Here is an 18,249-nt window from a genome sequence, read left to right on the forward strand (position 1 = left end):
GAAACCCTCAGAAGTTGTCGGTGGAAGTGAACACGCCGACCCGCAGGCCTTCGGCGGTGTAGATCTGGCGGCCGTCGACGCTCACCGAGCCATCGGCGATGGCCAGGTTGAGCTTGCCCTTGAGCACGCGCTTGATCTGGATGCTGTAGGTGACGAGCTTGGCGGTCGGCAAGACCTGGCCCGTGAACTTCACTTCGCCCGAGCCCAGGGCGCGGCCGCGGCCCGGCAGGCCCTGCCAGCCCAGGAAGAAGCCGACCAGCTGCCACATGGCGTCCAGGCCCAGGCAGCCCGGCATGACCGGGTCGCCCTCGAAGTGGCAGGCGAAAAACCACAGGTCGGGCGTGATGTCGAGTTCGGCCGTGAGTTCGCCCTTGCCGTAGGTGCCGCCCTCGGCGCTGATGTGGGTGATGCGGTCCACCATCAGCATGTTCGGGGCGGGCAGCTGGGCGTTGCCGGGGCCGAACAGTTCGCCGCGGCTGCAGCGCAGCAGGTCTTCGCGGGTGAAGGCGTTTTGTAGGGTCATGCGATTCGATCAAGGACGGCGCCAGGGCATAAAAGCACGCTGGGCGCGGATTGGAGGGAACACACCCGATGCCGGGCCTGCCGGGGTCCAAGCCTATCGCATCCTGCGCGGCCCGATTTGACCCAGATCAGTTTGGGGGAAAAGGGGTGGGCAGCGTATACGTTTTCGGAGATGCCGCGCAGGGTGTCTGCCCTTATGCTGTGCGCGATCACAACGTCGATTTCCCACGCCATGACCGATTTCAGCCGCCCCCTGTTCGACCCCAGCTTCGCGCAGCGCATTTCCGCCGAACGCCTGCCCGAGCTGCTGCGCGCCATGCCCAAGGCCGAGCTGCACATGCACATCGAAGGCTCGCTCGAGCCCGAACTGATCTTTGCCCTCGCGCAGCGAAACGGCGTTTCGATTCCGTATGCCAGCGTCGAAGAACTGCGCAAGGCCTACGCCTTCACCAACCTGCAGACCTTTCTCGACATCTACTACGCCGGCGCCAGCGTGCTGCTCAAAGGCCAGGACTTCTACGACATGGCCTGGGCCTACCTGGAGCGCGCCGCCGCCGACCACGTGGTGCACACCGAGATGTTCTTCGACCCGCAGACGCACACGGCGCGCGGCGTCTCGATGGACACGGTGGTCAACGGCCTGCACCGCGCCTGCGTCGATGCGCTGCCCAAGCTGGGCGTGAGCGCCTCGCTCATCCTGTGTTTCCTGCGTCACCTGAGCGAGGAAGAAGCCTTCGAGACGTTGGAGCAGGCGCTGCCGTACCGCGACAAATTCATCGGCGTGGGGCTCGACTCGAGCGAGGTCGGTCATCCGCCCGAGAAGTTCGCGCGCGTGTTCGCGCGCTGCCGCGAGCTGGGCTTCCACCTCGTCGCGCATGCGGGCGAAGAGGGCCCGCCAGCGTACGTATGGAGCGCGCTCGACGTGCTGAAGGTCGAGCGCGTCGACCACGGCGTGCAAAGCGCCAAAGACCCGGCGCTGATGAAGCGGCTGGCGCAAGACCGCATTCCGCTCACCGTGTGCCCGCTGTCGAACCTCAAGCTGTGCGTGTTCCCCGACCTGTCGCAGCACAACCTCGGCGCGCTGCTCGAGGCGGGGCTGGTCGCCACCGTCAATTCGGACGACCCGGCCTACTTCGGCGGCTACATGAACCAGAACTTCACGCAGACCTTCGCCGCGACCGGGCTCGGCGTGCAGCAGGCCTGGCAGCTCGCGGCGAACAGCTTCGAGGGCAGCTTCATCGACGCGGCGGCCAAGCGCGCCTACGTCGACCGGCTCAACGCCGTTTTCGCGACCTTCTGATCCACCGCCGCGGTCCGCGGCACGAGCAGCGGCACCGCCACCAGCGCACACGCACTGGCCGCCAGCCACACGAGCGGCCAGCCCTGCAGCGCCAGCAGGTGCGGAATCGAGAAGGGCGTGACGAAGCACACGAGGAACACGCTGGTGTTCGCCATGCCCAGCGCGGTGCCGGCGCGCGCCGCGCCGGCCAGCGTGGCCAGCTCGGTGTAGGCCACGCCGTGCCAGGCCGACACGCACACCCCGCTCAGGGCCAGCAGCGCGATCAGCGTCCCGCGCAGCGCGGGTGACGGCGCCTCGGTGCCCGCTGCCATCACCAGCGCGGCCAGGCCCGCGAACAGCACCACGCTGAGTGCGCTGCAGGCCCGCAGGTAGGCCGGGCGGTTGCGGCGGCGGTCGGTCCATCGGCCGCTCCACACGCGCATCACCATCGCGCCGACCTGCACGAAGACCATGGCGGCGGTGATCGTGCCCAGGCCCACATGGCCGAAGTCGTGCAGGAACACCGTGCCGAAGGAGAGCACCGCGAACTGCGGCGCGCACAGGATGCCGATGCCGGCCACGATGCGCCACACGCGCACATCGCGCAGCGGGCCGGTCTTCGGCGCAGACGCTTCTGCGTTGGCATGACGAGGTGCAATGGGCGGCTCGTGCACCCAGGCCCAACTCATCGCCGCGCTCAGCGCGCACAGCAACGCGAGCAGGCCGTAGAGCGCGGCAAAGCCGAAGTGCAGGGCGACGAAAGGCAGCACCAGCGCGCCGATGCCGCCGCCCAGCGGCACAGCCGTCTGCCGGATGCTCATGGCGAGGCCGCGCTCGCTGGCGTCGAACCAGGTCATCACCGCGCGCCCGCTGGCGCCGTTCACGCTGCCGCCGAGCAGGCCGACCAGCAACAGCCCCGCACCGAGCACGCCAAGACCGGGAATGTGGCCGTGCCCCGGCGCAGCCCACAGCGCCATCGCCACCAGCGCGATCGCCGTGCTGCCGAGCCCGGCCAGCAGCACGGGGCGGTCGCCCCAGCGATCGGTCAGCAGGCCCCACGGCAGCTCGCTCACGGCGATGCCCAGGCCCATGAGGCCGAGCACCAGGCCGAGCGCGGCGTTGTCGAGCTGGTAGCCGGTGCGCATGAGCACGGCGGTCATGGGGATGCCGCTGAACGCGACCGAGAAGGCCGCGTTGGCGGCCACGCCGGCGGCGAGCACCTTCCAGCGGTGGCGGCGAGAAAACACCGGGGGAGAGGAGGGTGAATGGGTCATGTTGCGGTGCAGTGTCCGCCGCTGCAAAGGTTTTGAAAATCAGAAAATAATGGGCGAGCCGTCCTGAAATTCAGGACGATGAAAGAACCGACGCAAGGACCCGCAATGACCCAGGTGATGTTCGATCTCGACGTGCTGCGCACCTTCTCCACCGGCATGGCGCTCGGCAGCTATGCGCGCGCGGCCGACAAGCTGGGCCGCTCGACCTCGGCCGTGAGCGCGCAGCTCAAAAAGCTGGAGGCGCAGGCCGGCACCGTGCTGTTCCGCAAGGAGGGCCGGGGCCTGGCGCTCACCGATGCCGGCGAAACGCTGCTGGCCTACGCGCACCGCATGCTCGAACTCAACGACGAGGCCAGTGCCGCCTTGCGCGGCGTCGACCTGCAGGGCTGGGTGCGGCTCGGCCTGCAGGAAGACTTCGGCGAGACGCTGCTGCCGGCCGTGCTCGGCCGCTTTGCGCGTGCGCATCCCAAGGTGCGCATCGAGGCCTGCGTGGCCCGCAGTGGCGAGCTGCGCGAGCGGCTCGAGCTGGGCCAGCTCGACCTGGCACTGGCATGGGACGCGGGCGACCAGCCGCTGTCGCCCTACGCCGAGCGCGTGGCGCGGATGCCGCTGCTGTGGATCGGCCCGACCGCGCCCGAGCGCGTCGATGCGCCCTGGTGGACCGAGCGCGAGCACCGCGCGGGCGTTCGCGCGGTCAAGAGCAAGGAGCCGCTGCCGCTCATCATGCTCGACGCCCCGTGCCCGCTGCGCGAGATCGTCATCACCGCGCTCGACCGCGCCGGCCTGCCGTGGCGCCGCGCCTTCGGCAGTGCCAGCCTGGCCGCGCTGTGGGCCGCGACCTCGGCCGGCCTCGGTCTCACGGTGCGCACGCCGTTCGGGCTGCCCTCGCATGTGCGCACGCTCGACCGTTCGGTGCTCTCGCTGCCGGCGCTGCCGCAGATCTCGCTCGTGCTGTACCGCGCGCAGGCCCGCGCCGAGGCGCCGGCGAGCCGGCTGGCCACGCTGCTGCTGGAGGCGGTGCGCCAGCACGCGCAGTTGCAGGCCGTGCCACCGCGCTGACCCCACGGGTCGCAAACCCTTGCCGGGGCCCGGCCGCAATGCGTGAGAATCCGCCGCGAGAGACAAGACAAGAAGCGCAAGAGACAAGACCCAAGCGAGGCGGCATGACCATTACGCGGCACAACTCCCTGCACCTGTGGGACGACAGGTTCCTCTATATCACCCCGGCGATCCAGTCGGGACTCACGGCCCGTTCGTCGGCCACGCTGCTGGCGTCGGTGAGCGGCCGCCCCTTCACGCTCGAGGCGGTCGACGGTACGCGCGTGCGCTGCACCGCCGCGCTGGTGGCGCCGCATGTGTCGCGCCGCCTCGACGTCGACGGCTGCGGGCTGCTGTCGCTCAACCTCGACCCGGCCTCCAGCGCCTACCGCATGCTGTCGCGGCACATGGGCGGCCACGGCATCCAGCCGATCGATGCGCGCCGCTTCGGCCGCGCGCGCGACGACTTCGAACCGGCGCAGCACGGCGCGCTGTCCGACCGGCGCCTGCAGATGCTGAGTTCGACGCTGGTCACGTCGATCACCGAGAGCCCCGAGCTGAAGGCCGCCATCGACCCCCGCATCGAGCGTGTGCTGCAGGCCATCCGCGCGCATGCGGGGCAGATTCCGCTGCGCGAGCTGTCGGCACTCGCCTTCCTCTCGCCCGACCGGCTCACGCATCTGTTCGCGCAGCAGGTGGGCGTGTCGATCAAGCGCTATGCGCTGTGGACCAAGGTGCGCCGCACGGTGCAGCAGTTCACCGAGCGCCGCCCGCTGACCGACGTGGCGCTGGTCAGTGGTTTCACCGACGCGGCGCACATGAGCCGCACCTTCCAGCGCTACTTCGGCCTGTCGCCGTCGTTCCTGGCCAACCAGGTGCGGGTGACGGCCGATGCGCATGCGTCGCACGCGTGGGGCGACGCGACCGTCCACTGAGTCTCCTGTCCGCATGACAGCGGCTGCGTTCAAGCCGCAGCCGGTCTCCCTGCCTAAGCTGGTGGTGCTCCATCAAGAGAGCATCAACCGGAGACATCCATGAGACAGACATCCTCGCGCGGCGCCATGCCGCTGTCCCTGCTCGCGTTGGTCACAGCGGCCACGCTCACCGCCTGCGGCGGCGGTGGTGGAGGCGGAGGCGGGTTCCCGTTCTTTCCCGGCGCCGGCAACCCGCCCACCAACCCACCGGCCGAAGGCTCCTACAAGGCCGAGATCCGCCGCACCGCGATGGGCGTGCCGCACATCAAGGCCGACAACTGGCCCGGCGTGGGCTACGGCTACGGTTTTGCGCAGGCCGAAGACGACCTGTGCACGATGGCCGACTCGTTCCTCACCTACCGCGGCGAGCGTTCGCAGTACCTCGGCGGCGACGCGCAGCTCGTGGCCAGCAGCACCATCGCGCGGCCGAAGAACATCGACTCCGACTTCTTCCACAAGCAGGTGATCTCGGCCGATGTGCTCACGAAGATGATCGCGGCCCAGCCCGACAACCTGAAGCAGCTGGTCGAGGGCTTCGCCGCCGGCTACAACCGCTACGTGCGCGACGTGAAGGCCGGCGGCACCGCGCACGAAGCCTGCCGCAGCGAAGCCTGGGTGAAGCCCATCACCGCCGAGGACATCTACCGCCGCATGTACGCGGCCAACCTCGCGGGTGGCTACAGCAACTTCTTGCCGAACATCGCCAATGCGATCGCACCCGCGCCGGCAGCGCCCACCAAGATGGCCGCGCGCAGCGGCGCAAAGAAGGGCGCGCTGCAGCTGGCGGCGGTCAACGTGCCCGAGCCTGAGCTGCAGGTCGGCGGCAAGGAGGGCGTGGGCAGCAACATGATCGGCTTCGGCACGGCCGCGACCGGTGACAGCAGCCCGCTGCTCTTCGGCAACCCGCACTGGTACTGGCGCGGGCCCGACCGCTTCTACCAGGCGCAGCTCACGATTCCGGGCCAGCTCAACATCAGCGGCACCTCGTTCCTCGGCATTCCGGTGATCCTCATCGGCTTCAACGACAACATCGCGTGGAGCCACACGGTGTCGACCGCGCGGCGCTTCGGCTTCTACGAACTGAAGCTCGCGGCGGGCGATCCGACCAGCTACATGCGCGACGGCAAGCCCGTGAAGATGCAGGCGCTGAACCTCACCGTCAACGTGAAGCAGGCCGATGGCAGCGTGGCGCCGGTGACGCGCACGCTCTACAAGTCGGAGTACGGGCCGATGGTCAACCTCACGGCCTTCGGTGCGCCGTTCGCCTGGAGCCAGACCACGGCCTTCGCGATCCGCGACATCAACGGTGAGAACTACCGCACCTTCAAGAACTGGCTGCGCTGGAACCAGGCCAAGTCGCTCGACGAGTTCATCGCCATCCAGCGCGAGGAAGCGGCCATTCCGTGGGTCAACACCGTGGCGGTAGGCCGCGGCGCGGCCAAGGCCTGGTATGCCGACATCGGCGCGATTCCCAACGTGTCGCCCACCCAGGTGGCCAGCTGCACGACGCCGCTGGGCACCGCGGCCGGCGGCTCGTTGCCGCGCGTGCCGTTCTTCGACGGTTCGAAGAGCGAGTGCGACTGGCAGACCGATGCCGACTCGGCGCAGAAGGGCGCCATCGGTGCAGCGCGGCTGCCGAGCCTGCTGCGCGACGACTACGTGGCCAACATGAACGACAGCTACTGGCTGGCGAACCCGAAGGCGCCGATGACCGGCTACCCGGACATCATGGGCCCCGCCGGCACCGACCCCGTGACCTTCCGCACGCGACTGGGCAACCTCATGGCGCAGGGGCGCCTCGACGGCACAGACAACTACGCTGGCAAGGTGGCCACGTCCGAAACCGTCAAGCAGATGGTGCTCAACAGCCGTGTGTTGACGGCCGAGCTGTTCAAGGACCAGGCGCTGGCCATGGTGTGCGCGACGCCGACGATCAACGTGGCGACCGATCCGCAAGGCGGCGCAGCCATCGGACGCGATGTGGACACCGGGCCGGCCTGCGCGGCGCTGCGAAGCTGGAACAACACCGGCGTGACCGGCGCGCGCGGTGCGCACATCTGGGACGAGTTCTGGAGCCGCGCGGCGCTGCTGCCGTCGGCCACGCTCTACAACGTGCCGTTCAGCGCGAGCGATCCGATCCACACGCCACGCGACCTGAAGGCGGGCGCCGCTACTGCCTTGCAGCAGGCCTTCGGCGCGGCCGTCGCACGCGTGGAAGCCAGCGGCTTCGCACTCGATGCACAGCGCGGTGACTACCTGTTCGCCACGCGCGGCGGCCAGAAGATCCCGCTGTACGGCGGCTGCGGCGGGCCGGGCTACTTCACCATCGCGTGCTCGGAGAACCGTCTCGACAAGGGCGGCTACACCATGGACGGCAACCCGAACGGCAACAGCTACATGCAGATCGTGCGGTTCCCCGAAGGCGGTGTGGAAGCCCACACCTTCCTGACGTTCTCGCAGTCGGACGACCCCGCATCGGCGCACAACGCCGACTACACCCGCGCCTACAGCGCCGGGAAGTGGCTCAAGGTGCCGTTCTCCGAAGCCGAGATCAAGGGCGACGCGGCCTACCGCAGCGCGGTGGTGAGCGAATAAGCCCTGCGCACGGCGCGCAGGCGGCGCCGCACTAAAATCCCGACCCCGCATCAGGCGCCCCGGCCTGTGGCGGGGTTTGTCATTTCCGGGGCCATGTAGAGGACCACCATGTACAAAAACCTCGCGGGCCGCGCCGTTCTGGCGTGGGTGACCGCCTGTTTTTTATCCCCCGCCTTTTCGCAGACCGCGCCGCCGAAGCCGCCCCTGGCCAAGGACGCCCTGAAGATCGGCTTTGTCTACGTCACACCGGTCACCGATGCCGGCTGGGTGCGCCAGCATGAAGAGGGCCGCAAGGCCGTCGAGGCGGCGCTGGGCCCGCGCGTGAACACCACTTTCGTCGAGAACGTGCCCGAGGGCGCCGACGCCGAGCGCGTGATCCGCGACCTCGCGCAGCAGGGCAGCCAGCTGATCTTCACGCCCAGCTTCGGCTACATGGAGCCGACGCTGAAGGTCGCGAAGGACTTTCCCGGCGTGAAGTTCGAGTCGATCACCGGCTACAAGACCGCACCCAACGTGGCGACCGCCAACGCCCGCTACTACGAAGGCCGCTACCTCGCGGGCATCGCGGCCGGGCGCATGACGAAGACGAACGTGGCCGGCTACGTGGCGGGCTTTCCGATTCCAGAGGTGCTGCAGGGCATCAACGCCTTCACGCTCGGCATGCGCTCGGTGAACCCGAAGGCCAAGGTGGTCGTGGTGTGGCTCCACGCGTGGTTCGATCCGCCGAAGGAGCGCGACGCGGCGATGGCGCTGTTCAACCAGAACGCCGACGTGCTCGCCTTCCACACGGGCTCCACCGCCGTGATGGCCGCTGCGCAGGAGCGCGGCAAGATGGCTGTGGCGTATCACTCCGACATGCGCAAGATCGCGCCCGACGCGCAGATCGTCGCCGTCACGCACCAGTGGGGCGGCTACTACACGCAGCGTGCCCGCGCGGTGCTCGACGGCACCTGGAAGAGCGGCAACCTCTGGGGCGGCGTGAAGGAAGGAATGATCCGCGTCGGCGACTTCGGCACGAAGGTGCCCAAGGCCGTGCAGCAGGAGGTGCTCGCGCGCCAGCAGGACATCGCGGCGGGCAAGCTGCAGCCGTTCCGTGCGGTGACCACCGATGTGCGCGACAACGAAGGCCGCGTCGCGATCGCCAAGGGCGTGCAGCTCAGCGACGAGCAGATCCTGCAGATGAACTGGCTGGCCGAGGGCGTGCAGGGGCGGGTGAGCCGCTGAGCGCCGCCTCCTTTTCCTGCGTCTGAAGAGTGCGTTCCGCGTATAGCACTCATACGCGCAGGGCAATTCCCGCCGTCCGGGGCTGGATTACCCTCCGAATCCACGATGAAAAAAGCCTACCGCGCCTCCCTCCTGCGATTCGACGCCGCCGGCCTGCCTGTCTTCGATGAAGACGGCCTGCTGGTCGTCGCCCCCGACAGCACCGGCCGCCAGCGCGTGCTCGACGCCGGCAGCCATGCCGACGTGTCGCAGCGCCATGCCGGCGCCCACACCACCCACCTGCCGGGCCGCATCCTGGCGCCGGGCTTCGTGGACATGCACGTGCATTACCCGCAGACCGACATCATCGGCGCGCCCGCCGCCGGCCTGCTGCCCTGGCTCGAGAACTACACGTTCCCCGCCGAGAGCAAGTTCGCCGACCCCGCGCATTCGCGCGTGGTGGCCGACGTGTTCTTCGACGAGCTGCTGCGCAACGGCGTGACCACCTCGCTGACCTTCGCGACCTCGCACGTCGCCTCGGTCGACGCCTTCTTCGAGAGCGCGCAGCGCCGCAAACTGCGCATGATCACCGGCAAGGTGCTGCAGGACCGCAACTCGCCCGACGGCGTGCGCGACGACACCGAGCAGAGCCTGGTCGACACCGAGGCGCTGATCCGCAAGTGGCACAACGTCGACCGCCTGGGCTACGCCATCACGCCGCGCTTTGCGCCCACCAGCACCGACGCGCAGATGCGCGGTGCCGGCGAGCTGGCCGCCAGGTACGGCGACACCTGGATCCAGTCGCACGTGGCCGAGAACCGCGACGAGGTGAAGTGGGCGCGCGAGCTGTACCCGAAGTCGCGCTCCTACCTGGACGTGTACGCCGACTTCGGCCTGCTGCGCGAACGCGCCGTGTACGCCCACTGCATCTACCTGGACGACACCGACCGTGCACTCATGCACGAGACCAAGACGGCCGCCGCCGTGAGCCCCACCAGCAACCTGTTCCTGGGCAGCGGCTTCTTCGACTTCGGTGCGGCCGACCGCCTCGAGCAGCCCTACGGCCTGGCCAGCGACGTGGGCGGCGGCACCAGCTTCAGCCCCTTCCACACCATGCTGGCCGCGTACTACGTGGGCCGCGAGGGCCAGACCAAGACCGGCCTGAGCATCGCGCCCTCGCGGCTGTGGTGGCACCACACCGGCGGCGCCGCGCGTTCGCTGGGGCTCGACGGCGTGGTCGGCAACCTGCAGCCGGGCTGCGAGGCCGACTTCCTGGTGCTGAACCCCTCCGCCACGCCGCTGCTGGCGCGCAAGACCTCGCTGGCCAACAACCTCGAAGAGCTGCTGTTCGCGATGATCGTGCTGGGCGACGACCGGCTGGTCGAGCGCACGGTGATTTCGCAGGCGGGCTGATCTGCGCGCGGGGGAGGGCGCGCAGGGCGCCCATGCCACAATTCGGCCCCGATTCCCCCGCAGCAGCATCAGCGAGCGCATATGAGCATCAAGAGCGACAAATGGATCCGGCGCATGGCCGAAAACGAAGGAATGATCGACCCCTTCGAACCGGGCCAGGTGCGCGAGAACAACGGCCACAAGATCATCAGCTACGGCACCTCGAGCTACGGCTACGACATCCGGTGCGCGCCTGAATTCAAGGTCTTCACCAACATCCACAGCACCGTGGTCGACCCGAAGAACTTCGACGAGAAGAGCTTCGTCGACATGCACGGCGACTACTGCATCATTCCGCCGAACAGCTTCGCGCTGGCACGCACGGTGGAGTACTTCCGCATCCCGCGCAACGTGCTCACGATCTGCCTGGGCAAGAGCACCTACGCGCGCTGCGGCATCATCGTCAACGTGACCCCGTTCGAGCCCGAATGGGAAGGCTACGTGACGCTGGAGTTCAGCAACACCACGCCGCTGCCCGCCAAGATCTACGCGGGCGAAGGCTGCGCACAGGTGCTGTTCTTCGAGAGCGACGAGGTCTGCGAAACCAGCTACAAGGACCGCGGCGGCAAGTACCAGGGCCAGCGCGGCGTCACGCTGCCCAAGACCTGACGCGCTGATGCGCGTCTCCTGACCGCCGGTTACGCCACCGGCCGTCAGGCCAAGTACCATCCTGCGACGTTCCGGCAAATACGCCGATCAGCAAGCCGGCAAGGAGACTGCGATGAGATGGGAAGGCAACGAACAATCCGACAACGTCGAAGATCGCCGTGACGGTGGGGGCGGCGGAGGTGGTGGCGGTGGCGGCCTGTTTGGTGGCCGCAGCATCGGCATCGGCACCATCGCGGTCGCGCTCATCGCGGGCTGGGTCTTCGGGATCAATCCGCTCACCGTGCTGAGCCTGCTCAGCGGCGGTGGCAGTCCGGCCCAGGTGCAGCAACAGCAACAAGGCCCCGCGCCCAAGCCGCCCACCGGCGACCGCGAAGCAGCCTTCGTCTCCACCGTGTTGAAGAACACCGAAGTGGTCTGGACCGATCTCTTCCGCAAGAACGGCGGCACCTACCAGGCACCCCGGCTCGTGCTGTTCCGCGGCGCCACGCCCACGGCCTGCGGCACCGGTCAATCGGCCATGGGGCCGTTCTACTGCCCGGGCGACAAGAAGGTCTACATCGACCTGGCGTTCTACGACACCCTCAAGAACCAGCTCGGCGCGCCGGGCGAGTTTGCGCAGGCGTACGTCATTGCGCACGAGGTCGGCCATCACGTGCAGGACGAGCTCGGCATCACCGCCAAGGTCGACGGCATGCGCGGGCGCCTGAGCCAGGCGCAGAACAACGCGATCAGCGTGCGTGTCGAGCTGCAGGCCGACTGCTTCGCGGGCGTGTGGGCGCACCACTCGCAGGAGTCGAAGAAGTGGCTCGATCCGGGCGACATCGAGGCCGCCATGAACGCTGCGCAGAAGATCGGCGACGACGCTTTGCAGCGTTCCGCAGGCCGCGCCGTGGTGCCCGACAGCTTCACCCACGGCTCCAGTGCGCAGCGCCAACGCTGGTTCGGCACGGGCTATCAGACGGGTGAAATGAAGTCCTGCGACACCTTCAACGCGCGCAATCTGTAAAGATTGTGTCCTGAGGACCCCGGATTCATTGGGGTTTTTGCTATCGAATAAATAGCAATTCGCGCTTTGCGGACGTTGTCGTTTCGTTGTCACTGCCGTTTTTTGCGGCAATGCGACAATAGAGGGCTCAATGACAATGTCCTTCTCCAATCTTTCGCTGGCAGAACCGCTGGCCCGCGCCGTGGCCGAAATGGGCTACGAGACCATGACGCCCATCCAGGCAGAGGCCATTCCGGTGGTGCTTTCAGGCCAGGACGTGATGGGTGCCGCGCAGACCGGCACCGGCAAGACGGCGGCGTTTTCGCTCCCCTTGCTCCAGCGCATGCTCAAGCACGAAAACGCCTCCACCTCGCCCGCGCGGCATCCGGTGCGTGCGCTGGTGCTGCTGCCCACGCGTGAACTGGCCGACCAGGTCGCGCAACAGGTCAAGCTGTACGCCAAGTACACCAACCTGCGCAGCACGGTCGTGTTCGGCGGCATCGACATGAAGCCGCAGACGCTGGAGCTGAAGAAGGGCGTCGAAGTGCTCGTGGCTACGCCGGGCCGTCTGCTCGACCACATCGAAGCCAAGAACGCGGTGCTCAACCAAGTCGAATACGTCGTGCTCGACGAGGCCGACCGGATGCTCGACATCGGCTTCCTGCCCGACCTGCAGCGCATCCTGAGCTACCTGCCCAAGCAGCGCACCACGCTGCTGTTCTCGGCCACCTTCTCGCCCGAAATCAAGCGACTGGCCAGCAGCTACCTGCAGAACCCGGTCACCATCGAAGTGGCGCGGCCGAACGAAACGGCTTCCACCGTCGAACAGCACTTCTACAGCGTCTCCGACGACGACAAGCGCCGTGCGCTCAAGCAGATCGTCAAGCAGCGCGGCATCACGCAGGCCTTCGTGTTCGTCAACAGCAAGCTCGGCTGCGCGCGCCTCGCACGCTCGCTGGAGCGCGACGGTCTGCGTACCACCGCACTGCACGGCGACAAGAGCCAGGACGAACGCCTGAAGGCGCTCGCCTCGTTCAAGGCCGGCGAAGTCGACCTGCTGGTGTGCACCGACGTTGCGGCCCGCGGCCTCGACATCAAGGACGTGCCCGCCGTCTTCAACTTCGACATCCCGTTCAACGCCGAAGACTACGTGCACCGCATCGGCCGCACGGGCCGTGCCGGCGCCTCGGGCCTGGCCGTGAGCTTCGCCAGCGGCGGCAACGATGCGCGCCTGGTGGCCGACATCGAGAAGCTGATCAAGAAGAAGATCGAGCTCGAACCCGTCGAGTTCGAAGAAGACCGCCCGCGCGGTCGCATCAACGACGGACGCCGCCACTGGCGCGAAGAAGGCGAAGCCGGCGACGCGCGCGACGTGCTCGACCAGCCGCGCGAACGCCGCGACGTGGAACCCCGCCGCAGCATGAGCGGCAGCGCTGGCGGACGCCCGCACCGCGCACCGTCCGCACCGCGCGATCCGTTCTTCGACAAGCCCTACGAATCCGGCGAGCGCGAGGCCGCACCGGCCTGGGAAGCGTCGGCCAAGGCCTCGCCCGCACGCGGCATCTCGAGCAACATCAAGAGCAAACGCAAGGTCGCGGCACTGTTCAAGGCGGCCGAACCGGGTTGAACCGGTGGCGCGCACAGTGAAAGAAAAAACCGGGCAGTGCCCGGTTTTTTTTCGTCTGCGCTCTGCGCGCTCAGACCACGCGAAAGTGATGCGTGCCGTCGCGCCCCAGCTGTTCCACCAGCCCGTACTCCCAGTCCAGGTAGCCCTGCATGGCCTCGACGGGCGCGTCGGTGCCTTCATAGGGCCGGCGGTAGCGGTCGGTGCGGGCCGTGGCCAGGCGGGTCTCGCCGGTCTCGGCCGGCAGCCCGGCGGCGAACCAGGCGGTGTTGCCGCCCGTGAGCACCTGCACTTCCACATCGCGCTGGCCGCGTGCATCGAACAGGGCGCGCAGGTCCGCGGCGGCGTAGCGCGCAAGCAGGCTGCTGCCGCAGGTCAGCACGTAGCGCGGCGCGGACGGGATGGCCTTGCCATCGATCGCCTGCGCGAGCTGCGCGCGGATCGCGTACCAGGCGCCGGGAATGTGGCGCTTCACGTAGTTGGCGCTCGTGGTCACGTCGATGACGACGGTGGTGGGTTGCTGCTTCAGCAACTCGGCCAGCGCCTCGGGTGCGATCTCGGCGACCGTGGCCGCGACAGGCGGGTAGGCCGACGTCGGCGTGCCGGTCTCGCTGAGCGCGGAGGTCGGCGGCACCGCATCGGGCACGTACACCTCCCAGCCCATCTGCGCGAGCCACGAGGCGCTCATCGACGCGCGCACGCCGTCGTCGTCGGCCAGCACGATGCGTGCGCCGCGCACCGGCACCTGGTGGTCGGTTTCCTGCACGAGCTGCCCGCCGGGCGCGCTCGCGAAGCCGGGCAGGTGGCCAGCGGCGTATTCCTCGGGCGTGCGCACGTCGAAGCGGTACACGGTGCGGCCTGGGGCTTCGAGCGTGTCGAGTGCGTCGAGGGCGATGCGGCGCACGCCCGCAGCGTCGGCCACGCGGCGCGCGTCGGCCTGCGCCTGCGCGCGGTTGGCCTCAGACACCGCGGCGGGCGCTTGCCGGCCCGCGCCGTGGTCGAGCACCTGGCCCGCGAGCTTCCAGCCGATGGTGCCGTTGCGCAGGGCGGCCACCGGGTTCGGAATGCCCGCGTTCACGAGCGACTGCGTGCCGATGATGCTGCGCGTGCGGCCCGCGCAGTTCACGATCACGCGTGTGGCCGGGTCGGGCGCGAGTTCGCGCACGCGCAGCACCAGCTCCGCGCCGGGCACGCTGGTGGCCGAGGGGATGCTCATGGTCTGGTATTCGTCGAAGCGGCGCGCGTCGAGCACGACCACGTCGGCGCGGCTGTCGATGAGCGCCTTCACCTCGGGCGCCGACAGCGAGGGCGTGTGCCGCTCGTGCTCGACCAGCTCGCCGAACGATTTGCTCGGCACGTTGACGTCGCGGAACAGCTCGCCGCCCGCCGCACGCCAGCCTTCGAGGCCGCCGTCGAGCAGGTGCACGTTCGTGTAGCCGAGCGCGGCGAAGGTGCGCGCCGCGAGGGGGGCGAGATCGACACCGTCGTGCGCGCCGTACAGCACGATGAAGGTGTCGCGCCGCGGAATGCGTCGCCACGCCTCGATCTCGATGCGCGACAGCGGCAGGTTGGCGGCCCACAGCGGGTGCTCCTGCGCAAACGGGTCTTCCTCGCGCAGGTCGAGCAGCGCGGTTTCCTCGCGCGCGATCAGCCGTTCGCGCAGCGTGGCGAAGGGCAGCAGGGGAAAGGAAGCGGTGATGGCAGTCGTGGTCGTCGTCATGCGGCAGTGTTTCGGAGTTCGGCGGAGCGGTCCCACAGGTTGGGCAGCAGCGTGTTGGAGTAACCGGAGACGAAGGGCTTGCGCCCGCCTTCGGCCGGATAGGTGTGGCGGCGCACGGCGCCGATGTTGGCGCCGTACACATGGATGCTGATCGACACCCGGTCCGCATGCGCGTTGTGCACGCGGTGCAGGTCGCCCACGGTGGGCGACACGGCCTCGACACGCCCCGCGTCGAGCCGCACCGGCTCGCCCTGCGGCCGCGCGGTGCCGTCGGCGTCGAGCGCGTAGGGCTGGCTGTACTCGGCGCCGCGCAGCATGCCGATGAGGCCCCACACCGTGTGGTCGTGGATCGGCGTGGCCTGGCCCGGTCCCCAGACGAAGCTCACGACCGAGAAGCGCTCGGTGCTGTCGGCGTGCAGCAGGAACTGCTGGTAGTAGGTCGGGTCGGCCACGGCGAAGGCGTCGGGCAGCCAGTCGTCGCGCGCCACCAGCGTGCGCAGCAGCGCGCCGCCTTCGGACAGGATGCGCGGCTCGTCGGGGTGGCTGTCGAGCAACCGGCCGAAGGCGCCGACGAAATCGCGCAGCGGAGCAATCATGCGGGGCGTTTCCAAAGTTGGGTGTCGGTGATCGCGCGCACGTCCACGCGCACCGGAAGGATACCGTCGCGCGCCGAGCGGTCGGCCACGGCTTGCAGCGCGACGATGTCGGCCTCGCTCACCGGACGTCCCGCGACCGAGGCACGCGCCGTGATGAGGCGCGCCGACGCAATCGGCAGCCGTGTGAGCTGGCTGTACGCCTGCGCGTAGGCCTCGGGGTTGGCCAGCGCCCAGTCGCCCGCGCGGGCGAGCCGGTCGAGAAACTGCACGATGGCCTCGCGCTTGGCCGCATCGGCCAGCGAATGCTCGCTCGCGGTGATGAAGCCCAGCGCCGTGTTGATGCCGCGCCCGTCGCGCAGGATGCGTCCGCCCTGCTGCAGCGCGATCGCGTAGTAGGGGTCGAAGATGGCCCAGGCGTCGATCTGCTTCGACGCGAACGCGGCGGCCGCGTCGGTGGGCAGCACGAACTTCACCGTGACCTCGTCGCGCCGCACGCCGGCCTCTTCGAGCGCGCCGTAGAGCTGGTACTGCGAGATGCTGCCGCGCGCCGACGAGACGACGACCGTCTTGCCGCGCAGGTCGGCCACGCTGCGCAGCGGCGAGTCGGGCTGCACCACGAGGCCCAGCGACTCGGCCTTGCCGACGCGCGTGGCGACGATCTTCAGCGGCGTCTTGCCGACGGCCGCCGCGAGCACCGGCAGGTCGCCGGCCATCGCGGTGTCGACGGCGGCACTGCGCTGCGCCTCGAACAGCGGCGCGGCGCCCTGGAAGTTGGCCCAGCGGTAGGCAAAGGGCGCGCCGTCGAGGGCCTTGGAGGCCTCGAACAGCGAGCGCAGGCCGCCGGCCTGGTCGCCGAGCACCAGCGTGGCCTTGGGCTGCGCCACCGCGCGCAGCGGGCCGGCCACGGCCAGCGACAACGCAGCGCTTTGCGCGAGCCAAGTGCGGCGAGAAATTTGCAGCGCGCTCATGCGACACCTCCCGATGCCTGCAACGCACGCTGGCCCGCCGCGACCAGGATCGCGTCGTTTTGCGGGGTGTGGATGCGGCTGCACAGCACGTCGCGATAGTAGCGTTCGAGCGGGTTCTGGCGCGTGAGCCCGTGGTTGCCGCTCAGCTGCAGCGCCAGCTCGACCACGCGGATCGCGTGCGTGGTCACGGTGTGCTTGAGCAGGCCGCTGTCGGCGGCAGGCGGCGTGTGGCCGCTGTCGACCGCGGCGGCTGCGTCGTCGAGCAGCACGCGGTTGGTGCGCAGCAGCGCCTCGATCTCGCCCACCTGCTCCTGCACGCGCGGCAGGCTCGCCAGCGGCGCGCCGAGGCTGCCGGGCGCGCGCCGGTTCAGGAAGTCGACCAGCCAGTCGCGCGCGGCACACGCCACGGCGTCGTAGAGGCTGCCCAGCAGCACGACCATCCAGGCCTGCTGTGCCGCATGGGCGTCGATGTCGGTCTGGCTGCCGGCGCCGGGCGCCCAGTCGACGGGCGCGCGCAGATCGACGGCGTGGTCGGCGGCAATGGCGACGTCTTCGAAGGCCACCTCGTGGCTGCCCGAGGCGCGCAGGCCCAGGTGGTCCCAGCTCGCGATCACGCGGATGCCGGGCGCGTCGCGTGGCATCAGGAACACGCCGGTGCGCGGCGCGGGCTCGTCGGTGCGGGCCCAGACCGCGAGCCACGACAGGCCCTCGATGCCGGTCGTGTAGAGCTTGTGGCCGTCGATGCGCCAGCCCTCGGGCGTGCGCCGCGCCACGGTGCCGGGCAGGCCGCCGCGCGCCGGCGAGCCCAGCGCAGGCTCCACGCGCAGCGCGTTGATGAGCGCGCCATGCGCCACCGCGTCGCGTGCCACGCGCTCGCGCAGGTGCGCGGGCCAGCGGCTCTCGCGGCGTGCGAGCGCTTGGTGCTGCAGGTAGGTCATGGTGAGGATCAGCGCGGTGGCGGGTTCGCCGCGCGCGACTGCCGCGATCACGCGGCGCGCCGTGGCCAGCGTGGCACCACCGCCGCCGTACGCGGCAGGCGCGACGAGGCCGATGAGCCCGTGCGCCTGCAGCGCCTCGAAGTTCTGCCGCGGAAAGGCGCCGCTGCGGTCGTGGTCGGCCGCCGTGGACGCGAACTGGTCCGACAGGCGGGCCAGCACGGCAGGGTCGATGGAGGGCGGGGTGTCTGTGTCGGGAACGGCCGGCGCGCGGCGCAAGGGGAGTGCACTCATGGTGCCCGCACGGTAAAGGCCCGCTGCCAGCGCGCGAAGGATGCATCGCGCATATCCAAATTCGTTTTTCTGCGTTCGTTTTCGGGGCCCGTCTCGGTACGGTCTCGCTTCTCCTCGAACGTGAGTGAAGAAGAAAGAACACAAGCCATGACTTCGAGAACCTGCGGCGGCTGCCCGCCGC

The 18,249-nt window shown here is 69.2% G+C and carries 15 protein-coding genes; 9 read left to right on the forward strand and 6 right to left on the reverse strand.

Annotated features, from left to right (window positions below; all coding sequences use genetic code 11):
* Window positions 1–7 precede the first annotated feature (7 nt).
* Window positions 8–523, reverse strand: a complete 516-nt coding sequence (gene fabA / locus RZE79_RS08340; protein WP_056574156.1) for a 3-hydroxyacyl-[acyl-carrier-protein] dehydratase FabA — start codon at window positions 521–523, stop codon at window positions 8–10.
* 231 nt (window positions 524–754) lie between these two features.
* Here fabA and RZE79_RS08345 point away from each other — a divergent pair, with 231 nt between their 5' ends.
* Window positions 755–1,822, forward strand: coding sequence for an adenosine deaminase (locus RZE79_RS08345; protein ID WP_319359864.1), 1,068 nt, complete (start codon window positions 755–757; stop codon window positions 1,820–1,822).
* On the opposite strand, the gene RZE79_RS08350 is transcribed toward RZE79_RS08345, so the two are convergent.
* Window positions 1,783–3,075 (reverse strand): MFS transporter, encoded by a 1,293-nt coding sequence (locus tag RZE79_RS08350; RefSeq protein ID WP_319359865.1) that lies wholly within the window; start codon window positions 3,073–3,075, stop codon window positions 1,783–1,785. The genes RZE79_RS08345 and RZE79_RS08350 overlap by 40 nt on opposite strands.
* A 105-nt stretch (window positions 3,076–3,180) precedes the next feature.
* On the opposite strand from RZE79_RS08350, the gene RZE79_RS08355 reads away from it, so the two are divergent.
* From RZE79_RS08355 to RZE79_RS08390, 8 genes are all read left to right on the forward strand, one after another.
* Window positions 3,181–4,134: a LysR substrate-binding domain-containing protein gene (locus tag RZE79_RS08355; RefSeq protein WP_319359866.1), complete on the forward strand. Its 954-nt coding sequence runs from the start codon at window positions 3,181–3,183 to the stop codon at window positions 4,132–4,134.
* Between the two features lie 104 nt (window positions 4,135–4,238).
* Window positions 4,239–5,048: a helix-turn-helix domain-containing protein gene (locus tag RZE79_RS08360; protein ID WP_319359867.1), complete on the forward strand. Its 810-nt coding sequence runs from the start codon at window positions 4,239–4,241 to the stop codon at window positions 5,046–5,048.
* Window positions 5,049–5,147: 99 nt separating this feature from the next.
* Entirely contained in the window at window positions 5,148–7,682 is a 2,535-nt protein-coding gene (locus tag RZE79_RS08365) for a penicillin acylase family protein (RefSeq protein WP_319359868.1), read from the forward strand.
* Window positions 7,683–7,790: 108 nt separating this feature from the next.
* Entirely contained in the window at window positions 7,791–8,906 is a 1,116-nt protein-coding gene (locus tag RZE79_RS08370) for a BMP family ABC transporter substrate-binding protein (protein ID WP_319359870.1), read from the forward strand.
* Window positions 8,907–9,011: 105 nt separating this feature from the next.
* Window positions 9,012–10,298, forward strand: a complete 1,287-nt coding sequence (guaD, locus tag RZE79_RS08375; RefSeq protein WP_319359871.1) for a guanine deaminase — start codon at window positions 9,012–9,014, stop codon at window positions 10,296–10,298.
* An 81-nt stretch (window positions 10,299–10,379) separates the two neighbouring features.
* A complete protein-coding gene (gene dcd / locus RZE79_RS08380) occupies window positions 10,380–10,946 on the forward strand; it encodes a dCTP deaminase (RefSeq protein WP_099795730.1) in 567 nt (188 codons plus the stop codon).
* Between the two features lie 112 nt (window positions 10,947–11,058).
* Complete coding sequence (locus RZE79_RS08385; RefSeq protein WP_319359872.1) at window positions 11,059–11,952, forward strand: neutral zinc metallopeptidase; 894 nt, start codon at window positions 11,059–11,061, stop codon at window positions 11,950–11,952.
* Between the two features lie 130 nt (window positions 11,953–12,082).
* Window positions 12,083–13,558, forward strand: coding sequence for a DEAD/DEAH box helicase (locus RZE79_RS08390; RefSeq protein ID WP_101492660.1), 1,476 nt, complete (start codon window positions 12,083–12,085; stop codon window positions 13,556–13,558).
* Window positions 13,559–13,628: 70 nt separating this feature from the next.
* Here the strand turns inward: RZE79_RS08390 and RZE79_RS08395 are convergent, their stop codons facing one another.
* The 4 genes from RZE79_RS08395 to RZE79_RS08410 are packed head-to-tail and all read right to left on the reverse strand — an operon-like array spanning window position 13,629 to window position 18,068.
* Window positions 13,629–15,275: a rhodanese-related sulfurtransferase gene (locus RZE79_RS08395; RefSeq protein ID WP_319359873.1), complete on the reverse strand. Its 1,647-nt coding sequence runs from the start codon at window positions 15,273–15,275 to the stop codon at window positions 13,629–13,631.
* Window positions 15,272–15,871 (reverse strand): cysteine dioxygenase, encoded by a 600-nt coding sequence (locus RZE79_RS08400; protein ID WP_319359874.1) that lies wholly within the window; start codon window positions 15,869–15,871, stop codon window positions 15,272–15,274. The genes RZE79_RS08395 and RZE79_RS08400 overlap by 4 nt, the downstream gene beginning before the upstream one ends.
* Window positions 15,868–16,839, reverse strand: a complete 972-nt coding sequence (locus RZE79_RS08405) for an ABC transporter substrate-binding protein (RefSeq protein WP_319359875.1) — start codon at window positions 16,837–16,839, stop codon at window positions 15,868–15,870. The genes RZE79_RS08400 and RZE79_RS08405 overlap by 4 nt, the downstream gene beginning before the upstream one ends.
* Entirely contained in the window at window positions 16,836–18,068 is a 1,233-nt protein-coding gene (locus tag RZE79_RS08410; protein WP_319359876.1) for an acyl-CoA dehydrogenase family protein, read from the reverse strand. The genes RZE79_RS08405 and RZE79_RS08410 overlap by 4 nt, the downstream gene beginning before the upstream one ends.
* Window positions 18,069–18,249: the final 181 nt, after the last annotated feature.

The sequence above is a fragment of the Variovorax sp. EBFNA2 genome (assembly GCF_033802765.1).
Taxonomy (GTDB): Bacteria; Pseudomonadota; Gammaproteobacteria; order Burkholderiales; family Burkholderiaceae_C; genus Variovorax; species Variovorax paradoxus_H.

Excerpts from the sequence above, each read along its gene's own strand:
- fabA (WP_056574156.1), bottom strand. The coding sequence starts at position 523 with ATGACCCTACAAAACGCCTTCACCCGCGAAGACCTGCTGCGCTGCAGC.
- RZE79_RS08345 (WP_319359864.1), top strand. The coding sequence starts at position 755 with ATGACCGATTTCAGCCGCCCCCTGTTCGACCCCAGCTTCGCGCAGCGC.
- RZE79_RS08350 (WP_319359865.1), bottom strand. The coding sequence starts at position 3,075 with ATGACCCATTCACCCTCCTCTCCCCCGGTGTTTTCTCGCCGCCACCGC.
- RZE79_RS08355 (WP_319359866.1), top strand. The coding sequence starts at position 3,181 with ATGACCCAGGTGATGTTCGATCTCGACGTGCTGCGCACCTTCTCCACC.
- RZE79_RS08360 (WP_319359867.1), top strand. The coding sequence starts at position 4,239 with ATGACCATTACGCGGCACAACTCCCTGCACCTGTGGGACGACAGGTTC.
- RZE79_RS08365 (WP_319359868.1), top strand. The coding sequence starts at position 5,148 with ATGAGACAGACATCCTCGCGCGGCGCCATGCCGCTGTCCCTGCTCGCG.
- RZE79_RS08370 (WP_319359870.1), top strand. The coding sequence starts at position 7,791 with ATGTACAAAAACCTCGCGGGCCGCGCCGTTCTGGCGTGGGTGACCGCC.
- guaD (WP_319359871.1), top strand. The coding sequence starts at position 9,012 with ATGAAAAAAGCCTACCGCGCCTCCCTCCTGCGATTCGACGCCGCCGGC.
- dcd (WP_099795730.1), top strand. The coding sequence starts at position 10,380 with ATGAGCATCAAGAGCGACAAATGGATCCGGCGCATGGCCGAAAACGAA.
- RZE79_RS08385 (WP_319359872.1), top strand. The coding sequence starts at position 11,059 with ATGAGATGGGAAGGCAACGAACAATCCGACAACGTCGAAGATCGCCGT.
- RZE79_RS08390 (WP_101492660.1), top strand. The coding sequence starts at position 12,083 with ATGACAATGTCCTTCTCCAATCTTTCGCTGGCAGAACCGCTGGCCCGC.
- RZE79_RS08395 (WP_319359873.1), bottom strand. The coding sequence starts at position 15,275 with ATGACGACGACCACGACTGCCATCACCGCTTCCTTTCCCCTGCTGCCC.
- RZE79_RS08400 (WP_319359874.1), bottom strand. The coding sequence starts at position 15,871 with ATGATTGCTCCGCTGCGCGATTTCGTCGGCGCCTTCGGCCGGTTGCTC.
- RZE79_RS08405 (WP_319359875.1), bottom strand. The coding sequence starts at position 16,839 with ATGAGCGCGCTGCAAATTTCTCGCCGCACTTGGCTCGCGCAAAGCGCT.
- RZE79_RS08410 (WP_319359876.1), bottom strand. The coding sequence starts at position 18,068 with ATGAGTGCACTCCCCTTGCGCCGCGCGCCGGCCGTTCCCGACACAGAC.